The organism is Paenibacillus glycanilyticus NBRC 16618 (genome assembly GCF_004000805.1).
Classification (GTDB): Bacteria; Bacillota; Bacilli; order Paenibacillales; family Paenibacillaceae; genus Pristimantibacillus; species Pristimantibacillus glycanilyticus.
In genome coordinates, this window is sequence record NZ_BILY01000010.1 from 63,828 (window position 1) to 82,888 (window position 19,061).

Below are 19,061 nucleotides of genomic sequence, written 5' to 3' on the forward strand. Positions count from 1 at the left end.
AAGGACAGAGCCGGCAAGCTCTGTCCTTTCGCATCAGCCCTTCAATCCGGCAACAAAGCTGCGGATTTCGGCCAATCCCTCTTCCCGCTTCGAAGAATCGCTTAATAGAGGAAGCGTTTCTTCGATTTTGCGCACAATAGCGCTGCCTACGACTACGCCGTCGCAGGTTTTCTCGAAGCGCTCCACCTGCTCGCGGCTGGAAATGCCAAAGCCCACGGCAATCGGCAGGTCCGTTGCTTCGCGAACCGTTGCAAGGAAATCGTCAATGCCGCTGTGGAATTCGGCACGGACTCCCGTTACGCCCAGGGAGGAAACACAGTAGACAAAACCGCGCGCTTTCTTGGAAATGCGGACAACGCGATCCTTCGAGGTTGGAGCCACCAGCGGAATAAGGTGAACGCCTTTCGCTTCGGCCAGCGTACGCACTTCCTCATCCTCTTCAATCGGAAGATCCGGGATGATAAGCCCGCTGATCCCCTTCTCTACGACTAGATTCATAAAGTCCTCCAGGCCGAATTGCAGCACTGGATTGAAATAAGTAAACAAAATAAAGGGCAGCTTGACGCCGGCTTCGCGGGCTTGCGCAGCCGTCTCGATACAATCCAGAATCGAAATGCGATTCTTAAGCGCGCGTTCGGATGCCCGTTGAATAACGGGACCGTCTGCAAGCGGATCGGAATAAGGGACACCAAGCTCCACGAGATCCGCGCCCGCTGCTTCAAGCTCTTTAATAATAGCGATTGATGTAGGGATATCCGGATCCCCAATCGTCAGAAACGGAATAAGCGCCGTTTTTCCTTCTTGCTTTAATTTGGCAAAAGCAGCATCAATCAAATTCATGCCTCTGCACCTCCCAGATAACCCATGATCGCTTCCACGTCTTTATCGCCGCGTCCGGACAAGCTGACAACGACAATTTTGTCTTTATCAAGGGTTGGAGCCAGCTTAATCGTCTGCGCAATCGCATGGGCGGATTCCAATGCCGGAATAATTCCTTCCGTGCGCGACAGCAGTTGAAGAGCGTCAAGCGCTTCCGCATCGGTAATCGGGAAGTATTCCGCGCGGCCGGAATCCTTCAAATACGCATGCTCCGGTCCGATGCCCGGATAGTCAAGCCCCGCCGAGATGGAATGCGCAGGCTGAACCTGGCCGTATTTATCCTGCAGCAAGTAGCTCATCGAGCCTTGGAATACGCCGTGGCTGCCCATAGTCATCGTCGCTGCGTGCTCTTCCGTATCAATACCGCGTCCCGCTGCTTCGACCCCAACAAGACGGACAGACTCATCTTTAATAAACGGATAGAAAATACCGATGGCATTGCTGCCGCCGCCAACCGCCGCAACCACATAGTCCGGAAGGCGCTCTTCCGCTTCGACGATCTGCTTGCGGGATTCATCCCCGATAATACGCTGGAAGTCGCGGACCATCATCGGGTAAGGATGCGGCCCCGTTGCCGATCCCAGAATGTAGAACGTATCGTCTACATGGCTGACCCAATAGCGGAGCGTCTCGTTGCAGGCATCCTTTAGCGTGCGGGTGCCCGACATAACGGGAACAACCTCCGCTCCAAGCAGCTGCATGCGGAATACGTTCAGCTGCTGGCGTTTCATGTCTTCTTCGCCCATGAATACTTTGCACTCCAGTCCAAGCAATGCGGCAACGGTTGCCGATGCGACGCCGTGCTGGCCTGCGCCGGTTTCGGCAATGATTTTTGTTTTGCCCATGCGCTTGGCAAGCACGGCCTGCCCGATCGTATTATTGATTTTGTGGGCGCCGGTATGGTTCAAATCTTCGCGCTTCAGGTAAATCTTTGCTCCGCCAAGATGCTGGCTTAACCGTTCCGCATAATAAAGCGGCGTAGGGCGTCCCGAATATTTGTGCAGAAGATCATGAACCTCTTGCTTGAAAGATTCGTCCTGCGAATAATGCTTATAAGCCTCTTCGAGCTCCAGCAAAGCGTTCATCAGCGTCTCCGGTACATACCGGCCGCCAAATTTGCCGAAGCGCCCGTTTTCGTCTGGTACTTGGTTCATCGTCCTATCACCTTTCCAACGAATAGTCTAATCTTCTCGATGTCTTTACGGCCGTCCGTCTCAACACCGCTCGATACGTCAATACCGTCAACCGGATGGCCTGCCAGAAGCTCTTCCACATTGCCGGGATGAAGTCCTCCCGCCACGTACAAAGGAACACCGATGGCTGCTGCCGCATTCTGATAGTCCGTAATGAGCTGCCAGTCAAAAGTTTGTCCCGTACCGCCGCCGGCTGTATCGATCAGTATGGCGTCAATGGCACCCTCATAGGCGGACACGCGATCATGTGCATCAGCGCCGTCTTTTCCGATAGAGAATACTTTCCATATCTTCTTATCCAAGCGGTTCTTAACCAGACGGCAAAACTCCGGCGTCTCCTGCCCATGCAGCTGCACGACGTCCAGAGGCGCTTTCGCAACAATCGCTGTCAGCTCCTCCATGCCGGGATTAACGAAGACGCCTACCGTTTGAGGCGCCACACCGTCAGCTGCCTGAAGCTGCTTGGCTGTCCGAATTAGAGCTGCAGCGGTTTCCGCATCGACCTGGCGTTTGCTTGGCGCAAACACGAAGCCGATCTCATGAAAAGGAAGCCCGTTCATCTCCGCGATGGTAGCGGAATCCCTCAATCCGCAAATCTTGATTCTTGGCGATGCCGTCATGCCCGCGTCACCGGACCCATCAGGTCGATAACAGCCTGTCCGGCATCCGGCTGGCGCATGAAATGTTCGCCGATCAGGACGCCTTGCGCGCCGACGGATTGAAGATAATCCATATCGTTTCGACCCGCAATGCCGCTTTCGCTTATAACCGTAACTCCTTTTGGCATGAGATCAATAAGTGCTTCAGTCGTACGGAGATCGGTTACGAAGGATTTCAGATCGCGGTTATTAACGCCAATCAGGGTTGCTTTATCAAGCTCCAGAACCCGCTCCAGCTCCTCGCGGTCATGAACTTCAACGAGAACGTCCATGCCAAGCGATTTTGCCGTATCATACAGCTCCGACAGCTCGGAAGATGTGAGAATGGCTGCTATTAATAGTACCGCATCCGCTCCAATAACACGAGCCTCGTATACCTGACGGTAATCGATAATAAAATCTTTGCGGAGAAGCGGATTGCTGACCGTCTCCTTGATCAGGGTTAAGTATTCATTGGACCCTTGGAAATAATCGCGGTCCGTCAGCACCGATATACAGTCCGTGCCTGCGCGCTCATAAGCAGCCGCAAGTTCGGCAGGATGAAAATCAGGACGGATAAGACCTTTAGATGGGGATGCCTTCTTCACTTCCGCGATCAGGCCGACATCCCGTTTGCGGCCGGCCGTTAGCGCGCGTTCGAAGCCGCGGCATTCGGGAAGCGATGCGATTTGGCGTTCATACTCGGATAACTGGAAGCCCGAAGCGAGATGAGCAACCTCTTCCCGCTTCGTTACTACGATTTTATCAAGAAACATGAGTCAACTCTCCTGTCGTCTGAATAAGCTTTTGCAATTGCTGATTTGCCATGCCGGTATCAATCATTTTGGCTGCCAGCGCAACGCCTTCGCGGAGTGAATCCGCATAGCCGCCTACATAAATGCAAGCTCCCGCGTTAGCGAGCACGATATCGCGGTACGCGCCGCGTTGTTCGCCGTTGAAAATCGCACGGATCAACGCCGCATTCGTCTCCGGATCTCCGCCGATTACTTCGGAAATCGGATAGCGGGAGAGCCCCAGCTCTTCCGGAGTCAGTTCATAAGTAACCACTTCGCCGTTTCGCAGCTCGGAAATTTGGGTTGGCGCCGAAATGCTGATCTCATCCAATCCGTCTACGCTGCTGACAACCATCGCCCGCTTCACGCCAAGCTCATTTAATACGGCTGCGATCGTGGACGTTTTGGTACGGTCGTACAAACCGATCAGCTGACGATCGGCGCCAGCCGGATTCGTTAATGGACCCAGCATATTAAAGATCGTGCGGACGCCAAGCTCGCGGCGCGGCGCAGCCGCATGGCGGAGAGACGGATGATACAGCTGAGCGAACATGAAGCAGATGCCAATCTGATTCAAGCATTTGGATGCTTGCTCCGGAGTCAGCGTAATGTTCACGCCAAGTGCTTCGAGTACATCCGCGCTGCCTGCTTTGCCGGACATCGCCCGGTTGCCGTGCTTCGCGACGCGAATGCCGGCCGCCGAAGCGATAATTGCGGAAGCCGTGGAAATATTGAATTTATGAATACCGGAACCGCCGGTTCCGCAAGTATCAAGCAAGCCTTCCTGCTTCGTCTGGACATGGCTGGAATGCTGGCGCATCACTTCCGCAAACCCCGTAATCTCGTCTTTCGTCTCGCCCTTCATGCGCAGGGCAGTCGCTACGCCCGCAATTTGCGAAGGAGTAGCGTTGCCGCTCATAATAATATCCATTACCGACCGGGCTTCTTCACGCGTCAGATCGGTGCTGCTCATCAGCTTGTTTAAAGCTCCTTGCATCGTTACCTGTTCTGTCACCAAACTCATTTTACAACACCTCTCCGCTTGTTACATAGTAGTCCGCGTTAACCGCCTGTTCAGCCGGGCTCTTCCGTATGCCAAAAACCGCTTCCGCAGCGCGGATCGCCTTAAGGCACGCTTTTGCTTTATTAACCGTCTCCATATATTCGCTCTCCGGAACGGAGTCCCATACGATCCCTGCTCCGCTCTGCACATAGGCTTTGCCGTTCTTGAACACAATGGTCCGGATTGTGATGCATGTATCCAGCGATCCGCCAAATCCGAGATAACCGATTGCCCCTGCGTAAGCGCCTCGCGCTTCGTTCTCAAGCTCGGCGATAATTTCCATCGCCCGAAGCTTGGGAGCGCCGGATACCGTCCCAGCCGGCAGACAGGACAGGAAAGCATCGAAGAAGTCTTTGTCCTCGCGAAGCTTGCCGGATACGTTGGACACGATGTGCATGACATGCGAGTAACGCTCAATCTCCATGTAAGCGTCGCAGCGTACCGTGCCGAATTCCGACACCCGGCCGATATCGTTGCGTCCAAGGTCAACCAGCATCAGATGCTCCGCCCGTTCCTTCTCGTCGGCGAGCAATTCCGTTTCAAGCGCCTTGTCTTCCTCCGGCGTCTTGCCGCGCGGCCTAGTTCCAGCGATCGGGCGTGTCTCGACTTTGCGGTCGCCGTTAACCTTTACGAGCGCTTCAGGCGATGTGCCTACGATCACTTCATCTCCCATTTTCAAATAGTACATATAAGGAGACGGGTTCATCGTGCGAAGCACGCGGTATACGTGAAGAGGATCAACCTCGGTTTCGATGCTGAAGCGCTGCGACAAGACGACTTGGAAAATATCGCCGGCTCGGATATATTCCTTTGCCTGATCAACGTTCGAAATAAACTGTTCTTTCGTCAGGTTGGACTGTACATCGCCAAGCTCGGGATCAACCGGGATCGACGAACCCGATGTTGCAGGAACCGTAATCGGCTGCTGCACGCGTTCGATTGTTGCCTCGATCTTGGCTACCGCACGGTTATAAGCTTTCTCGATATCCGCGTTGGTAGCCGCATGAGGAATATGAACATTCCCGATAATTTGCAGCTGCTGCTTGAAGTGGTCAAATACGATAACCTGGTCGCAGAACATAAATTGCAAATCATTCATTTGCAAGTCGTCGATGCGGTGCGCCGGGAGGTTCTCGTAATATTGGAGCAAATCGTATCCGAAGTATCCGATCGCACCGCCCGTAAACGGCGGGAGCTCCGGAAGCGACGGGCTGCGGAAGCCGCGCAGCTGAGCCTTCAAGAGCTCAATCGGCTTCTCGTCGAACACTTGCTTCTCTCCGTTATGCTCCAGTACCATCTTGCCGTTCTTCCCGTAGAGCATCATGAAAGGATCCGTCCCGATAAATGAATATCTCGCCCATTTCACTCCGCCCTCTACGCTCTCAAGCAGGAACGCGTGCTGCTCCTTCGCAAAATGCTGGAACAGCCTGATTGGTGTTTCCGTATCCGCAAGCATATAGCGTACGATCGGAATAATATTGTATTGGTCGGCCAGCTTCGTTACTTGCTGCAATTCATTTGTCATGGGGGGTTCCTCCTCTTGGTACTCGCGTATGGGTTAGAAGGGCATTAAAAAAGCCCCTGCCGGGAGCAGGGGCGTTGAATGTATGGATGATGACAAATAAGATTGCGAACAAAATAAAGAATAGACCTAAGGCGCACGATAGTTATGCTATCTGCTACGCTTAGCTGCGGTAATCAAGCCTTCTATTCTCAACTGTCCTGCACTCATCTCTGCTTAACTCATCTCAACTCAACTAAAAGCCTGCTACCTAAGCGAAACATCCGCGCCATCCTGTGATGACGTTTCAAGTTTCATTCTAAAAAACCTGTCTTTTAACTTGCTACTCTTCTCTTGCCTAACTATTGTTAGTACCCAATATACTACCGATTAGGCCACGCGTCAATCAGGATTTTGACAAATCCGGACGAAGCACGCGCGCGCCTCCAAGATAGACGTGGTTAATCTCGGCTTGAGTTTTGTCCGTATTCAGATGAATCATAAAACGAACGCAGCGCTCAAGGCTGCCTTTCACCGGCACTTCCAGCGCGCACATTAAAGGCACAAGATCCCAGCCGCTCATCTGACGGATCGCAATAGCCGGGAATGTAGCGTCCAAGTCTTGCGTAACGGTAATAAACACGCTCGCTATATCATCCGGTACGATATCGTTTTGTTTCACAACCTCTTGCAGCAGCTCAAGCGTTGCCTGTAAAATGGGCTCTTTCTCATTTACGTCGACGGTAATGGCACCGCGAATCCCTCTAACTGTCATCCCTTTTACGCCTCCAGTTTCAATTGCTCAACGATGTCCCTTACCCATGCGGACTGAACATCCTTCTTGATTTCCACTTTGCCGATCTCTGTTGGCACTACGAATACCATCGTGCTCTCGCTGAATTTCTTGTCATGCATCATCGCGTCCATAATCGCATCCACGTCGTAATGCGCAGGAAGCTTCACCGGAAGACCTACCTTGGACAATACGCGCTTCGTGGTCGTATACACCTCTTCCGGCGCGCCGTAGCGCAATCCCAGTCTCGCCGAGCCGATCATGCCGATGGAGATGGCTTCCCCATGCAAAAGCTCGCCATAGCCGGCTACCGCTTCCAGCGCGTGGCCGATTGTATGGCCAAGGTTCAGAATCGCGCGCAGGTCATTCTCGCGCTCATCTTGAGAGACAACGGCTGCCTTAACGCTGCAGCCTTTGTAAAGGGCGTAGCCAAGCGCATCCGGTTCAAGCGCGAGCAAGCGCTCCGCATTTTCTTCGCACCATGCCGTAAATTCCGCATCCCAGATTAACCCGTGCTTCACAACTTCCGATAAGCCCGCGCTGACATCCCTCGGAGGCAGCGACTGCAGCGTATTCAGATCGTAAAGCACCATCTCGGGCTGATGGAATGCGCCGATAATGTTCTTCGCAAGCGGATGATTCACCGCTACCTTGCCGCCAACGCTTGAATCGTGGGCAAGAATCGTTGTTGGAATCTGTACAAACTTAACGCCGCGCATATAGGAAGCTGCCACAAACCCGGCAAGATCCCCTACAACGCCGCCGCCAAGCGCAACGATCGTCGACTTCCGGTCAAGGCCGGCTTCAAGCGCTTTTGTCACGAGGCTTTCCAGCATGGAGAGCGATTTGGAGCTTTCGCCTGCAGGAACAACCGCACTAGCTACTGTAAAACCTGCTTCACGAAGAGTACTTTCGAGCGGCTCCAGGTATTGAGGGGCAACGTGTTCGTCCGTAATGATAAGCATCGGCGATTTCAGGCTGATCTGATGCTTCTTGAAATACGCTGCCGCCTCCTGCAAAAGACCTTCACCGATATAAATGGGATAAGAGCGTTCGCCTAGCTCAACTTTCAGTTCGCGCATGATCTCTACCATCCTAACTGTTCATATTCCGGGCTTTTTATGTAAACATCTTTGCTCATTATAGTACAGGCTTCAGTCTTTGACAAGAAATGCACCACCTCTTAAATGCGTAAAAAGGCGGATGCCAAAGCCATTTCTAGCCCCGGCATCCGCCTTTCGGGCGGCTATGGAAAGCGTTAGCTGTTCACAAAGCGCTTGCTTGTTTCGCGGTCTGCCTTCACTGCCATCTGACTCATCAGATTAGGGAGCTGACGGCTGTCCAGACCGAGAATTTGAGCGCATTCTTGAATGGATATGATCCCGCTTCGGTAAGCATGAATCACTTGTCGCTTGTCCATTTTCATCCTCCAATTAAAGATCGGTTGTCCTTAGTATTGGAGCGGATGGAAATCGGTATACATCAGCCGGTAATTCTTCTGTAGAAGAAGGTATCGGCCGATTCAAAGCCATATTGGGAAGGAGAGAAAATCTGCTCGGTGCTTCCGACGAACAGAAGTCCGCCGGGCCGAAGCGCGCTTGCGAATTTTTGATATAATAAGTGCTTGGCTTCTTCCGTGAAATAAATCATGACGTTCCGGCAGACGATCAGATCGAAGGACTGCTCAAAGGAATCGTAAAGCAGATTCTGCTGTTTAAACGTAATCGCGTTTTTAAGCTTATCCGATACCGCGTACATTCCATGATCCGGCTCGAAATACTTCTGCCTGTAGGCAGCCGGAACATCCCGCAAGGATCGTTCCAGATACTGCCCTTCCTTCGCTTTTTGCAATACAACGGAATCCAGGTCAGTCGCAAGTAAAAACGTTTTGGCAAGAGCGTCAAGCTCCGACAGAATCATCGCGATCGTGTACGGCTCTTCCCCCGTCGAACAAGCGGCACTCCATACCTTCAGCTTCTCTCCCCGCTGAAGCATTTCCGGCAGGAAGTGGCTTTGCAGCACTTCCCACCGGTTCGGGTTCCTCCAGAATTCGGACACGTTAATGGTCATCCGGTCCAAAAATTCGTTCAGCAAACTCCGGTCCTGCTCGATCGCTTTCCAGTAAGCCTCAAACGTCTGGTAGCCGTGCTTCTGGCGAAGCGTCGTCAGACGGCGCTTCATCTGGGCTTCTTTGTACTGCGACAAATCAATATTGGTCTTAGCCTTCATTCTTTGGATAAAAAGATCGAAATCCAGATCCACCGACATGGACGCCTCCTGTTGTAACTACAGCGTTATGTATGGCTTAGATCCAACGCTGCACGGTATGTTCGTATTCCACCAGCTGCTCGGGCGAGAAGAAATTAGCGATTTCCCTTGCGGCGCTTTCCGGGGAATCCGAACCGTGAATCAAATTCAAATTCGTATGTACGGCAAAATCCGAACGAATCGTGCCTGGAGATGCATCTACCGCATCCGTCTTGCCAATCATGGCGCGAGTGAGGGCAATAACATTATCCCCCTGCCATACCATGGCAAAGACCGGCCCGGCGGTAATAAAGTTCAGCAACGGCTCGTAAAAGGGCTTGCCTTGATGTTCGGCGTAATGGGTTTCCGCAAGTTCTCTGCTCACAACCATAAATTTGGCGGCAACCAGCTTCAAGCCTTTGCGTTCAAACCGCGACACAATCTCTCCGATAAGGCCGCGTTGTACACCATCTGGTTTAATCATCAAAAAGGTTCTTTCCATAACGCTACCTCCTAAAAGAATTGTGTGGAACATTTTCGTAAGCTCTGCTTAACGATTGTGAAACAATTCTTGCTTCGTAAGCATCCGCTAAAAGAATGGTGTGGAACAAATTCAAGCACCGCATCCCCTAGTAGTTACGCTTACCTACGAAATGCGCAATGTCAATCAGATTCTTCTTCGCTCCAATACCCGGTAATCCCTCTAAAGCGGCCAAAGCTTTTTTGATGTAATCATTCGCCAGCTGGTCAGCCAGCTGAATGCCTTTGCTGCTTTTGATCAGCGAAATAGCCGGTTTGGTATCAACATTCCCGTTATGCTCGCGGATAATCCGAATTTGCTCCAGCAAAGGTTCGCGCACCTTGTCATCCTTCAAGGCGAGAATGACGGGCAGCGTAATGTTTCCTTGTCGGATATCCGAGCCCGGAGGCTTGCCGATCTGCTTCTCGGTGCCGAATAAATCCAGCATATCGTCACGGATCTGGAAGGTCATCCCGACATTGTAACCGTAACGGTACAGACGGTTGAGCGTCGCCCGGTCCGCGCCTGCCGCAGCCGCTCCAAGCTGACAGCTGATCGCGATCAGCAGCGCCGTCTTGCGGCGAATGCGCAGCAAATAATCGCGAATCGTTTGTTCGGTATTGAAGAAATACCGGATTTGCTCCATCTCTCCAATGCTCATCTGTACGAGAGATTTCGAGAGCATCTGATGGATAAACGGATCATCCAGCTCTGTTACTATCGTGAGCGCCCTGCCGAAAATATAATCGCCCGTATACATGGCAATCCGGTTATCCCATTTGGATTTGACGGTTAGCTGACCGCGCCGAGTGGATGCATCGTCAATGACATCGTCATGCACCAGGGAAGACATATGGATGAGTTCAAGCGGCACGGCTACCTTCGTCAGTTTATCAAGGTCGTATTGGCCGAATTTGCCCGCAAGAAGCACAAATACGGGGCGCAGCCGTTTCCCCCCTGCCTTCAGCAGGTGAAGAGACGTCTCGCTAAGCAGCTCGTCGCCGAACGAAATGCTTCGCTCCAGCTCTTGCTCGATTCGGGACATATCGCCTTTCAACTTTGCAAAAATGTCTAATAGTTTCATTCTTTCACCTGTTCGGCAGAGTTTCTTCTTTATAAAAATGCAGGTTCACGTAGTGATCGAGCAAGCCAAGCTCGCTGGCATAGCGGAAATACAACGCAAGGCCTTCCTGCTGCTTTGGTCCAAAGTCGTAATTTAGGCAAGTGAAGTACATTTGCCAATAAGCCGGATCGCCGCCAAGCTGCTCCATAGCCTTCTGGATAAGCGGCGTAAGATCTCCTACGCTTTTCTCCTTGCTGGCCGTAAACGCCTTGAACAATCGCTCGAAAGCTTCCGGCGACTGTTCCACCGCTTCCTTGCGGGCAGCTACAACGGCGTAAGTCATCGCAAGTCCCGTCCACTGATTCCACACTTCACCGAGATCAATAACGGTCAAGCCTTTGTCTTCCCAAGACTCCCGGATAGCGGGATCGCCGATCAGAAGAGCGCCGTCGGCCCATTCCAGCATCCGGTCAAGATCAGGCTCGGCCGGTTCGTATACCGGATCAAGCTCGTAATACTTTTTCATTAATATTTTAAGCAGGTTGACCGACGTAGCCGACGTTGTCGTAACAGCGATTCGCTGCGGTGACGACTGCCCGATCGGTTGTTTAAGGAATAGAAGGATTGAATTTACTTTACCCTCCGACCCTACCGATAAATGCGGGAGAAGGACATAATCCTTGTCGTTCATCCCGTAAGCAAAGGAAGATACGGCCGAAACCTGGATCTCCCCTTCACGCAGCAACCGGTTCAGTTCCGCCGGCACCTTCAGCACGATATCGATGCCGGCATGCTCGGTATAATCCTCTAAATAGTGAAAAAGCGGCCATGCGTTCGCATAATCAATCCGGCCGACTCGGAGTGGATTCAGTCTGCCCGTCATGTAAGGTCATCTCCCCATCTTCTGAATAATTGATGCTCGATCGACATGCTATCGAGCACTTTGCCGACAAGGAAATTAATCATTTCATCCATCGATTGCGGTTTATAATAAAAGGCCGGCATTGCCGGAATGATTCTTACCCCAAGCCGGGCAAGCGTAAGCATGTTCTCCAAATGTATAGCATGCAAAGGCGTTTCGCGCGGAACAATAATAAGCTTGCGACCTTCCTTCAGCATGACGTCCGCCGCGCGTGTCAGCAAGTCGTCCGAAATGCCTCGCGCCATCGAAGCGAGAGAACCCATCGAGCAAGGCACAATCGCCATGCCTTCAACCTGGAAGGAGCCGCTTGCGATGCTGGCGCCGATATCGGCATTCGGATGGAAGACCAGCCGGCCAGCCGTTACGGCTTCACCGAACCGATGCTCCAATGCAGCTTGGCGGCGAGATGTATCCCAGCCAAGTTCTTCTTTCAATACCCGCCATCCCGCTTCCGTCACGACGACATGAACGAGGTAATTCGCTTGAAGCAGTTCTTCGATCAACCGGATTCCGTAGATGGCCCCGCTAGCCCCGGTTATACCGACTACCCAGCGTTTAGGTCTTGTTGCGCCGCTTGCTTCTACCATTGGTGCACCACCAGCAGATCAAACATCGCGAATACGAACAACACAACGCTCAGCGTTCCGTTCATGCCGAAGAAGGCAATTTGCACGCGGGACAGATCATTTGGTCTTACCAGCCAGTGCTGGTAGAAGAGCATCAGAATCGATGCGACCGTGCCAATGAGGTACACCCAGCTCAATTCGGTCATCCAGAACAAAGCGAAGAACCCTATTGCCGTTATTACATGGAAGCCTCTAGCGATCCACAAAGCGCCGGAGAGACCAAATCGCGCGGGAATCGAATGAAGTCCGCTGTCGCGGTCATACTCGTAATCCTGCGTTGCGTATACGATATCGAAGCCCGCAATCCAAAGGGCAACGGTGAAATACAATACCCATGCCGCGGCATTCAGCGACCCCGTTACGGCAACCCAGCCCCCAAGCGGAGACAAGCCGATCGTAAGTCCAAGGAATACATGGCAGAGCCAGGTAACTCTTTTCATATAAGAATACAGAACCAGCATCACAACCGCAATTGGCATCAGCTTCATCGCGATGGGATCCAGGTTTGCCGCTGCTACAAACAACAAAGCAAAGGAAACGATAATAAATAAGATAACCTCGAACGATTTCAATAAGCCTGCCGGCAATGCCCGCTGCGCCGTTCTCGGGTTGGCTTTGTCGATTGCTTTGTCGATAACCCGGTTCAGGCTCATGGCCGCGCTGCGGGCACCCACCATCGCAAGCGCAATCCAGCCAATCTCGCCCCAGGAAGGCAATCGCTTCTCCACCGCTAACGTGCCGAGAACGGCTCCCAGAAAAGCGAATGGAAGAGCAAATACGGAATGTTCAAATTTTATCATTTCCAAAATAATGCGTAGTTTGCGAATCATTGCTGCGATTTCTCCTTTGTACCGATGTGAAGTGCCGCGATTCCGCCAGTAAGCGGATAGGCTTGTACTTCACGAAGCCCGGCTTGCCGGAATAGTTCGGATAACTGGTTGGCGTCGGGGAACAGCTTCAAGGAATCCGGAAGCCACTTATATTCGTCAAAGCGCTTCGCCACCCATTTGCCGAGCATCGGCAGCATCCGTTCAAAGTATAAGTAATACATGCCTTTGAATGGCTGCCACAACGGCTTGGAAAGCTCGAGGCATACCACCTTGCCGCCCGGCTTCACGACCCGTTCCATTTCCTTCAGCACCTGCAAGTAATCCGGAACGTTGCGAAGTCCAAAGCCGATCGTAACAAAATCGAAGGAATTATCGGCAAAAGGCAGCTCCATCGCGTTGCCCTGCACAAGCGTGATCTGCTTATTCAAGCCTTCGCCCTTCACCTTGACGGCACCGACGTCCAGCATGTTCTGGCTGAAGTCGAGTCCCGTAACCTGACCCGTGCCGCTCGCTTTCGCAAGCGCTATCGTCCAGTCGCAAGTACCGCAGCACAAATCCAGTGCGGTCTGACCTTGCTGCACGCTCATCTTGCGCATCGTAAATTTCCGCCACGCCTTATGCCTGCGGAAGCTGAGCAGATCGTTCATCATATCGTATTTGGGCGCTATGTTCTCGAATAGCGCATGCACATGTTCTTTCGAGCTGGAGCTTGAACTTGATTCAGAGCTTGTGTTTGCATTCATCTGTCATATCCCTCGTTTCGTTAAGCCCTGGTGTGGGCTGCCATCTTCTCCAGGAAGGAATCCGCCAATTCCTGAATGACGTTCTTCAGCCGGTCGGACTCCAGCTTTGCCGCCGTGCTGCGGAGACTGTCCGAAGCGGCTTTCAGCTTGGAGACCAGGCTGCTTTGAAGCTCGTATTTGCCCCGCAGGTCATGAATAAAGGAATGCTCCGTCTTCCGGGAGAGGCTTTGCTGTTCTTCCGGCGTGCCTTCCTGCATGACATGCCAATAAGCCCAGCTTTGATAAAACCGGGATGGTGAATCAAAGCGATTCATTTCATCCAAAACCGTCTCGCAACGGCTTACATCCTCCAGCATCTCCGGCCAAAGCTTCACGAACGCGCCTTCCATCATACCGCTGAACAGCTGAAACATCTCGCTCCTCAGCTCCGTCAGCTTGTTCAAATACTCTTCGGCCTTCAATTGGGATTTCTGCATCTTGGTATAAAGATCCATCTTCAATCGGTTTACTTCGCATACCGCGGCGCTGATCTTGGATACCATTCCGATCTGCCCGGCTTGAGACAAAAGCTGATAGAAACGGCTGCTGAAGTAATCGCCGGCCAGTACCTTCAGCTGTCTTGACCTCATCTCGTTCTCTGAGCGCCGGGTCTCCTCCGTGTCGATCAGGTCATGCGTATCCATCCCCAGCTGTACCAGCGATACAACAAGAGAGTAGAGCTCGCTCTTAGGCTCCAGGGATTCATGCTCGCTTAACACGGCATGAAGCAGCCTTAGCCTCGGGTCGGGAAAAGCAGGCAGCTCGGTGTAAGTTTGAATCATGTCATACTCGACATACTTGGATGCGAGTTCGTTGATACGATAAGGTTTCATGGGGTAAGCCTCCGAACAGATATTGCCGCTAAATAATCTAAACTATTATAGCACAACTTTAGGTCATGAGCATACGAAACAAGCCGCCAAGGTCAAATTGTTCAATATTTGGCTACAACTCCGTCAGGAAGCTGGAAGGGGTACGGTAGAATAGGTATCAATTGGTCCCAACCTCTCTTCGAGCAAGGAGGTATACGCGATTCTCAGACGCTTCCTCCACAGCTCGTCATGCAGAGGATCGGCGTCGCTTAACTCGTTAAAGTTCTCGCCAAGCCAATTGTCATTTCTGCGGACATCTGCCGCAAACAGCAGCTGGCCGTCCGATTTGGAGTCGACATAGCGGATCAGCAGCCGATTTACGTTTTCCATCTGGGTGAAAGACAGTCTGATCAGTTTCTCCATATCCCTGTACCAACGCTCCGTCTGCTTCTCGTCGTCTGCGCGCATTTCAACGGTCAGCACGGCCTGGGTCCACTGCACCTTGCCTACTCTTCCGCTCAGCTGCAGGCCAACGATGGCATCAACCAGATTGCTGCTTGTCAGCCTCTTCATCTCGGAGGGATGAAAGACGGCCACCTCGCCTTTTCCCTTACCCGGACCGATTCCGGAATGAGGCATTAGGCCAATCACCGCCGTTACCGCAAGCGCCGCTCCCAGCGCCGTCAAATAGGCCTTTCGCATAACGGAATCCTCCGATCCTAGTAAACGCTCCAAAAATCCCTTATATCCCATTTTACAACCGATGCTGCCAAGCTATGCACAAAAAAACTCCCAACGCGCATATTATGCGCGAGGGAGTTTGTCCGAGCAATGTTTTACTGGTCTGTATCCACCGTACCGTGCTTGGTCATGACGGAAGCTTTGCCGCGGATTTTGACTGCCGATGTATGATCCGTAAATTGAACAACCAAGATTTCATTCTTGTCCAGCTTCTCCGTATGATGGAACTTGGTATCCTGACCACGCGTGAGGCCAATCACCTGAACGCCTTGATCCTTCGCTTTGATAACGATGTAATCGCCTTGATTCGGCTCCATCTTAACCCTCCTAAAAAGAATTGTCACACAATTTGCTTCCTTTCAGCCAATTGTGATAATTCTTACTTCGTAAGCATTCGCTTAATGAATCATCACTTCATTTTGCCATGTTAAGGCATATTGTGAGGACTTCATTGCTTCGAAAGCATTTGCTTTAAAGAATTGTCACACAATTTGCTTCCTTTCAGCCAATTGTGATAATTCTTACTTCGTAAGCATTCGCCGCTCACCGCGATGACTGCTCTAGCATCGGGCTCGATTATACTATAGACCGGCTCCGACATGCAAGACTTGGCAATACGACCGAAAAACGAAAGCGCCCGGACGCGTTGGCGTTCGGGCGCTATACGAAAGCAATTAATTGGAAACGAGGTCTTTAAGAGATTTGCCAGGCTTGAATGCAGGCATTTTGCTTGCAGCGATATCAATCTCTTCGCCTGTTTGCGGATTGCGTCCTTTACGGGCTTGGCGTTCGCGAACTTCAAAGTTACCGAAGCCAACCAGTTGTACTTTGTCTCCGCTTTGAAGGGCATCGGAGATGGCTTCGAATACGGCATCAACCGCTTTCGTTGCATCCTTCTTCGACAGATCGGACAGTTCAGCCACTTTGTTAATCAAATCGGTTTTGTTCATTTGTTTCACCTCCCCTAAAGGCAAATGAAGAGTCATCTTATCCCTCTTATTTACTGAAAACTTGAAAAATATACCTCAACATCAAACAAACTTATAGTAATACAGCCGATTTCCAATTTCAAGTAGCCTATAGAGGTTCCGCGTACTTTCATCCATTTTTCTTTTTAGCCGCTTCGTCTTCTGGACAAATGAATGAAGGTAACGGCAAGCGCAAGGACAAGAACTACGCCTTTGACAATGTCGTTGGCATAGTACTGTACTTTCATCATCGTCATGCCGTTCAGAAGCACGCCGATCAGGATCGCGCCAAAGAACGTACCGATTACGTTAGGACGTCCCGCGCCAAGCACGGAATAACCGATAAAGACGGCAGCGACCGATTCCATCATCATTGGAGCGCCGGCATCAATCTGGCCCGTTCCGACACGCGCCGCATACAGAATGCCGCCGATAGCCGCAAAAATACCGGAAGCGATGTAAGCAAACGTACGGATACGGCGCACACGAACGCCCGACAGCCGCGCAGCCTCTTCGTTGCCGCCCGTTGTATACATCTGGCGTCCCCAGCGGGTGTATTTGAAGAACAGGTGAACCGCGATAACGGCAATGATCATGAGCACCACCGGAACCGGGATGCCAAGCAGTTTGCCTTGGCCAAGCCACAGGAACGAATCGCTGAACTTGCCCGGTGCGGTAGACCCGTCAGGCATCGGCATGTTGTTGTAGATCGAATAACCTTTTGTATAGGTCTTATGGATACCGCCAACGATGTACATGACCGCCAATGTGGCCAGCATGTCCGGAATGCGGATTTTGACGATCAGAAGCGCGTTCAACAAACCTACCAATGCGCCAATCAATAGAGCAACAATAATAACGACGACAACCGGCTGCTCGTACCAGACCATGAAAGCGGCCGTGACAACCGTAGTTAACGATACGGTAGAGCCTACCGACAAGTCGAAGCCGTCAACCGTCAGAGAGAAGGTTACGCCAATCGCAACGAAGGTCGTAATCGAAATAGACCGCAAAATATCCGATAAATTCGCGTACGTAAAGAAATGCTCATCCCACATCGAGAAGAATAGGATGACTAAGGCAATAACAAGTAATGATCCGAATTTAAAAATGAAATCTAGTGACTTCTCTCTCATGCCTGCTCCTCCTTGCCGCCGCTTGCATAAAGCATCAGCAGCTCTTGCGTGGCTTCGCCCCGGCCAAATTCCTTCACTATTGCGCCGTCGCACATGACGAGGATTCGGTCGGCGATACCCATCGCTTCTGCAAATTCACATGTTAAGTAAACAATTGCTTTTCCTTGCTCGGCGAGTGATCCGATAATCCGGAAAATATCGCTTTTTGCGCCGATATCCACGCCTTTTGTCGGCTCATCGAACAGGTAGACTTCCGCACCGGTGGGAAGCCACTTGCCTATGGAAACTTTCTGTTGGTTGCCACCGCTCAGCTGACCGGTTTTCTGATTGGGAGAAGAGGTCTTGATCCCGAGCTTCCCGATAATCGCGGCAGCGTTGTTCGACTCTTTCTTCCCCGACAGGAACCCGCTTCTCGTCAGCAGCTTCAGAATCGGCAGGCTTAAGTTGTTCTGAACCGATTCTCCTACAAGAATGCCCTGCTTCCGCCGTTCCTCCGGCACCAGCACAATGCCGCCGGCTATGGCATCCGCCGGTTCGCTGTTGTTAACGGCCCTCTTCGCGATGGTCACTTTACCCCTATCTGCCTTATCGGCGCCGAACAAAACTCTCGACAGCTCTGTCTTGCCGGCTCCGACTAGACCAACAATGGCAACGACTTCACCGCTGCGGGCATTAAAGCTTACATTGCGGACATGATGGCCGCGCGTAACGCCCGACACCTCGAGAAGCGGATCACCGATCGGAACCTCCGTTTTCGGAAATTCTTCCTCGAAAACCCGGCCCAGCATAGCTTGAACTACGTCATCAATCGTTAACGCTGAAGTGGACTCGGTCAACACGCGCTCACCGTCGCGCATAACCGTAATGCGATCGCAGAGCTGGAATACTTCCGGAAGCCGGTGGGAAATAAATACGATACCGATTCCTTCCTCTTTGAGCTGCCCGATAACACGGAATAACCGCTCCGCTTCTTCCAGGCTCAGCGGTGCGGTCGGTTCGTCGAAAATAACGTATTTTGCTTTCTCCGTCAGCAATCTGGCAATAAGCACAAGCTGCTTCTCGGCGAGCGTCAGCTCCCCTGCCTTCTTTTTGACCGGAATCGATGCGCCAAGCCGCGCCAGTGTTGCTTCCGCCTGCTTCTCCAGCTTGCGCCAGTTCAGCCATAGGCTGCTGCCTTTGCTGGAAATGCTGTCAAGCATAACGTTCTCCGCCACGCTCAGCTGCGGAACAAGAGCGGTGTCGACTTCCTGATAAACACAATGGATGCCCAAATGTTTGGCATCCCCAGGTGAACCAATATGAACTTGCCGCCCGTCGATTGTAATCGTGCCTTCGTCTTGGCTGTAAGCACCCGATAAAATTTTCATGAGGGTACTTTTGCCTGCGCCGTTGGCACCAAGCAGCGCGTGAACCTCGCCGCTTAGCAGGTTAAATTCGACGTCGCGGAGGGCGGGGACGCCGGAAAAGGCTTTCCGGATCCCCTTCATTTGCAATTGCTTTGCAACACTCATGTTGTGCACCTCTCCAGCGTTTCGTTAAAGACTAAGCAAGAA

Annotated in this window: 22 protein-coding genes; all 22 read right to left on the bottom strand. The window is 51.9% G+C overall.

The genetic code is table 11. The features are described from left to right. Positions 1 to 33 precede the first annotated feature (33 nt). Positions 34 to 840 (bottom strand): tryptophan synthase subunit alpha, encoded by an 807-nt coding sequence (gene trpA, locus PGL01S_RS10170; protein WP_127494139.1) that lies wholly within the window; start codon positions 838 to 840, stop codon positions 34 to 36. Continuing rightward, positions 837 to 2,033: a tryptophan synthase subunit beta gene (trpB, locus tag PGL01S_RS10175; RefSeq protein WP_127494141.1), complete on the bottom strand. Its 1,197-nt coding sequence runs from the start codon at positions 2,031 to 2,033 to the stop codon at positions 837 to 839. Before trpB ends, trpA begins: the two co-directional genes overlap by 4 nt. After that, complete coding sequence (locus PGL01S_RS10180; RefSeq protein ID WP_127494144.1) at positions 2,030 to 2,692, bottom strand: phosphoribosylanthranilate isomerase; 663 nt, start codon at positions 2,690 to 2,692, stop codon at positions 2,030 to 2,032. Before PGL01S_RS10180 ends, trpB begins: the two co-directional genes overlap by 4 nt. Beyond that, positions 2,689 to 3,486 (bottom strand): indole-3-glycerol phosphate synthase TrpC, encoded by a 798-nt coding sequence (gene trpC, locus PGL01S_RS10185; RefSeq protein WP_127494146.1) that lies wholly within the window; start codon positions 3,484 to 3,486, stop codon positions 2,689 to 2,691. Before trpC ends, PGL01S_RS10180 begins: the two co-directional genes overlap by 4 nt. Next, positions 3,476 to 4,528 (bottom strand): anthranilate phosphoribosyltransferase, encoded by a 1,053-nt coding sequence (trpD, locus tag PGL01S_RS10190; RefSeq protein ID WP_127494148.1) that lies wholly within the window; start codon positions 4,526 to 4,528, stop codon positions 3,476 to 3,478. The genes trpC and trpD overlap by 11 nt, the downstream gene beginning before the upstream one ends. A 1-nt stretch (position 4,529) precedes the next feature. After that, positions 4,530 to 6,092, bottom strand: coding sequence for an anthranilate synthase component I (gene trpE, locus PGL01S_RS10195; protein ID WP_127494150.1), 1,563 nt, complete (start codon positions 6,090 to 6,092; stop codon positions 4,530 to 4,532). A 382-nt stretch (positions 6,093 to 6,474) separates the two neighbouring features. Further along, entirely contained in the window at positions 6,475 to 6,843 is a 369-nt protein-coding gene (gene aroH, locus PGL01S_RS10200) for a chorismate mutase (RefSeq protein WP_127494152.1), read from the bottom strand. A 5-nt stretch (positions 6,844 to 6,848) separates the two neighbouring features. Continuing rightward, positions 6,849 to 7,943 (bottom strand): 3-dehydroquinate synthase, encoded by a 1,095-nt coding sequence (gene aroB / locus PGL01S_RS10205; RefSeq protein ID WP_127494154.1) that lies wholly within the window; start codon positions 7,941 to 7,943, stop codon positions 6,849 to 6,851. Between the two features lie 176 nt (positions 7,944 to 8,119). Next, on the bottom strand, positions 8,120 to 8,281 hold the full coding sequence (locus PGL01S_RS30805) for a hypothetical protein (protein ID WP_164775437.1): 162 nt from the start codon (positions 8,279 to 8,281) through the stop codon (positions 8,120 to 8,122). Positions 8,282 to 8,343: 62 nt separating this feature from the next. Continuing rightward, positions 8,344 to 9,129, bottom strand: coding sequence for a CheR family methyltransferase (locus PGL01S_RS10210; RefSeq protein WP_127494156.1), 786 nt, complete (start codon positions 9,127 to 9,129; stop codon positions 8,344 to 8,346). A gap of 37 nt (positions 9,130 to 9,166) precedes the next feature. Further along, positions 9,167 to 9,610, bottom strand: a complete 444-nt coding sequence (gene ndk / locus PGL01S_RS10215) for a nucleoside-diphosphate kinase (RefSeq protein WP_127494158.1) — start codon at positions 9,608 to 9,610, stop codon at positions 9,167 to 9,169. A gap of 127 nt (positions 9,611 to 9,737) precedes the next feature. Next, entirely contained in the window at positions 9,738 to 10,712 is a 975-nt protein-coding gene (locus tag PGL01S_RS10220) for a polyprenyl synthetase family protein (protein WP_127494160.1), read from the bottom strand. A gap of 4 nt (positions 10,713 to 10,716) precedes the next feature. Then, the gene (locus PGL01S_RS10225) at positions 10,717 to 11,574 is read right to left on the bottom strand and encodes a menaquinone biosynthesis protein (protein WP_127494162.1); all 858 of its coding nucleotides are present in this window, start codon (positions 11,572 to 11,574) and stop codon (positions 10,717 to 10,719) included. Further along, positions 11,571 to 12,200, bottom strand: coding sequence for a UbiX family flavin prenyltransferase (locus PGL01S_RS10230; protein ID WP_127494164.1), 630 nt, complete (start codon positions 12,198 to 12,200; stop codon positions 11,571 to 11,573). Before PGL01S_RS10230 ends, PGL01S_RS10225 begins: the two co-directional genes overlap by 4 nt. Beyond that, complete coding sequence (locus PGL01S_RS10235; protein WP_127494166.1) at positions 12,194 to 13,069, bottom strand: UbiA-like polyprenyltransferase; 876 nt, start codon at positions 13,067 to 13,069, stop codon at positions 12,194 to 12,196. Before PGL01S_RS10235 ends, PGL01S_RS10230 begins: the two co-directional genes overlap by 7 nt. Then, positions 13,066 to 13,812 (bottom strand): demethylmenaquinone methyltransferase, encoded by a 747-nt coding sequence (locus PGL01S_RS10240; RefSeq protein ID WP_127494168.1) that lies wholly within the window; start codon positions 13,810 to 13,812, stop codon positions 13,066 to 13,068. The genes PGL01S_RS10235 and PGL01S_RS10240 overlap by 4 nt, the downstream gene beginning before the upstream one ends. Positions 13,813 to 13,832: 20 nt before the next feature. Next, complete coding sequence (locus tag PGL01S_RS10245; RefSeq protein ID WP_127494170.1) at positions 13,833 to 14,684, bottom strand: heptaprenyl diphosphate synthase component 1; 852 nt, start codon at positions 14,682 to 14,684, stop codon at positions 13,833 to 13,835. Positions 14,685 to 14,807: 123 nt separating this feature from the next. Continuing rightward, a complete protein-coding gene (locus tag PGL01S_RS10250) occupies positions 14,808 to 15,365 on the bottom strand; it encodes a hypothetical protein (RefSeq protein WP_127494172.1) in 558 nt (185 codons plus the stop codon). Positions 15,366 to 15,499: 134 nt separating this feature from the next. Continuing rightward, complete coding sequence (mtrB, locus tag PGL01S_RS10255) at positions 15,500 to 15,721, bottom strand: trp RNA-binding attenuation protein MtrB (protein ID WP_127494174.1); 222 nt, start codon at positions 15,719 to 15,721, stop codon at positions 15,500 to 15,502. 357 nt (positions 15,722 to 16,078) lie between these two features. After that, on the bottom strand, positions 16,079 to 16,354 hold the full coding sequence (gene hbs / locus PGL01S_RS10260) for a non-specific DNA-binding protein Hbs (RefSeq protein ID WP_127494178.1): 276 nt from the start codon (positions 16,352 to 16,354) through the stop codon (positions 16,079 to 16,081). Positions 16,355 to 16,518: 164 nt separating this feature from the next. Next, on the bottom strand, positions 16,519 to 17,508 hold the full coding sequence (locus tag PGL01S_RS10265) for an ABC transporter permease (protein ID WP_127494180.1): 990 nt from the start codon (positions 17,506 to 17,508) through the stop codon (positions 16,519 to 16,521). Continuing rightward, positions 17,505 to 19,019 (bottom strand): sugar ABC transporter ATP-binding protein, encoded by a 1,515-nt coding sequence (locus PGL01S_RS10270; RefSeq protein ID WP_127494182.1) that lies wholly within the window; start codon positions 19,017 to 19,019, stop codon positions 17,505 to 17,507. Before PGL01S_RS10270 ends, PGL01S_RS10265 begins: the two co-directional genes overlap by 4 nt. Positions 19,020 to 19,061: the final 42 nt, after the last annotated feature.

What these genes read in the sequence shown, in the direction of transcription:
- PGL01S_RS10230 (WP_127494164.1), bottom strand. Translation starts at nt 12,200, where the DNA reads ATGGTAGAAGCAAGCGGCGCAACAAGACCTAAACGCTGGGTAGTCGGT.
- hbs (WP_127494178.1), bottom strand. Translation starts at nt 16,354, where the DNA reads ATGAACAAAACCGATTTGATTAACAAAGTGGCTGAACTGTCCGATCTG.
- PGL01S_RS10240 (WP_127494168.1), bottom strand. Translation starts at nt 13,812, where the DNA reads ATGAATGCAAACACAAGCTCTGAATCAAGTTCAAGCTCCAGCTCGAAA.
- PGL01S_RS10225 (WP_127494162.1), bottom strand. Translation starts at nt 11,574, where the DNA reads ATGACGGGCAGACTGAATCCACTCCGAGTCGGCCGGATTGATTATGCG.
- trpC (WP_127494146.1), bottom strand. Translation starts at nt 3,486, where the DNA reads ATGTTTCTTGATAAAATCGTAGTAACGAAGCGGGAAGAGGTTGCTCAT.
- PGL01S_RS10235 (WP_127494166.1), bottom strand. Translation starts at nt 13,069, where the DNA reads ATGATTCGCAAACTACGCATTATTTTGGAAATGATAAAATTTGAACAT.
- trpE (WP_127494150.1), bottom strand. Translation starts at nt 6,092, where the DNA reads ATGACAAATGAATTGCAGCAAGTAACGAAGCTGGCCGACCAATACAAT.
- PGL01S_RS10265 (WP_127494180.1), bottom strand. Translation starts at nt 17,508, where the DNA reads ATGAGAGAGAAGTCACTAGATTTCATTTTTAAATTCGGATCATTACTT.
- PGL01S_RS10220 (WP_127494160.1), bottom strand. Translation starts at nt 10,712, where the DNA reads ATGAAACTATTAGACATTTTTGCAAAGTTGAAAGGCGATATGTCCCGA.
- mtrB (WP_127494174.1), bottom strand. Translation starts at nt 15,721, where the DNA reads ATGGAGCCGAATCAAGGCGATTACATCGTTATCAAAGCGAAGGATCAA.
- PGL01S_RS10270 (WP_127494182.1), bottom strand. Translation starts at nt 19,019, where the DNA reads ATGAGTGTTGCAAAGCAATTGCAAATGAAGGGGATCCGGAAAGCCTTT.
- trpB (WP_127494141.1), bottom strand. Translation starts at nt 2,033, where the DNA reads ATGAACCAAGTACCAGACGAAAACGGGCGCTTCGGCAAATTTGGCGGC.
- aroB (WP_127494154.1), bottom strand. Translation starts at nt 7,943, where the DNA reads ATGCGCGAACTGAAAGTTGAGCTAGGCGAACGCTCTTATCCCATTTAT.
- PGL01S_RS30805 (WP_164775437.1), bottom strand. Translation starts at nt 8,281, where the DNA reads ATGGACAAGCGACAAGTGATTCATGCTTACCGAAGCGGGATCATATCC.
- trpA (WP_127494139.1), bottom strand. Translation starts at nt 840, where the DNA reads ATGAATTTGATTGATGCTGCTTTTGCCAAATTAAAGCAAGAAGGAAAA.
- PGL01S_RS10245 (WP_127494170.1), bottom strand. Translation starts at nt 14,684, where the DNA reads ATGAAACCTTATCGTATCAACGAACTCGCATCCAAGTATGTCGAGTAT.
- aroH (WP_127494152.1), bottom strand. Translation starts at nt 6,843, where the DNA reads ATGACAGTTAGAGGGATTCGCGGTGCCATTACCGTCGACGTAAATGAG.
- ndk (WP_127494158.1), bottom strand. Translation starts at nt 9,610, where the DNA reads ATGGAAAGAACCTTTTTGATGATTAAACCAGATGGTGTACAACGCGGC.
- PGL01S_RS10250 (WP_127494172.1), bottom strand. Translation starts at nt 15,365, where the DNA reads ATGCGAAAGGCCTATTTGACGGCGCTGGGAGCGGCGCTTGCGGTAACG.
- PGL01S_RS10210 (WP_127494156.1), bottom strand. Translation starts at nt 9,129, where the DNA reads ATGTCGGTGGATCTGGATTTCGATCTTTTTATCCAAAGAATGAAGGCT.
- trpD (WP_127494148.1), bottom strand. Translation starts at nt 4,528, where the DNA reads ATGAGTTTGGTGACAGAACAGGTAACGATGCAAGGAGCTTTAAACAAG.
- PGL01S_RS10180 (WP_127494144.1), bottom strand. Translation starts at nt 2,692, where the DNA reads ATGACGGCATCGCCAAGAATCAAGATTTGCGGATTGAGGGATTCCGCT.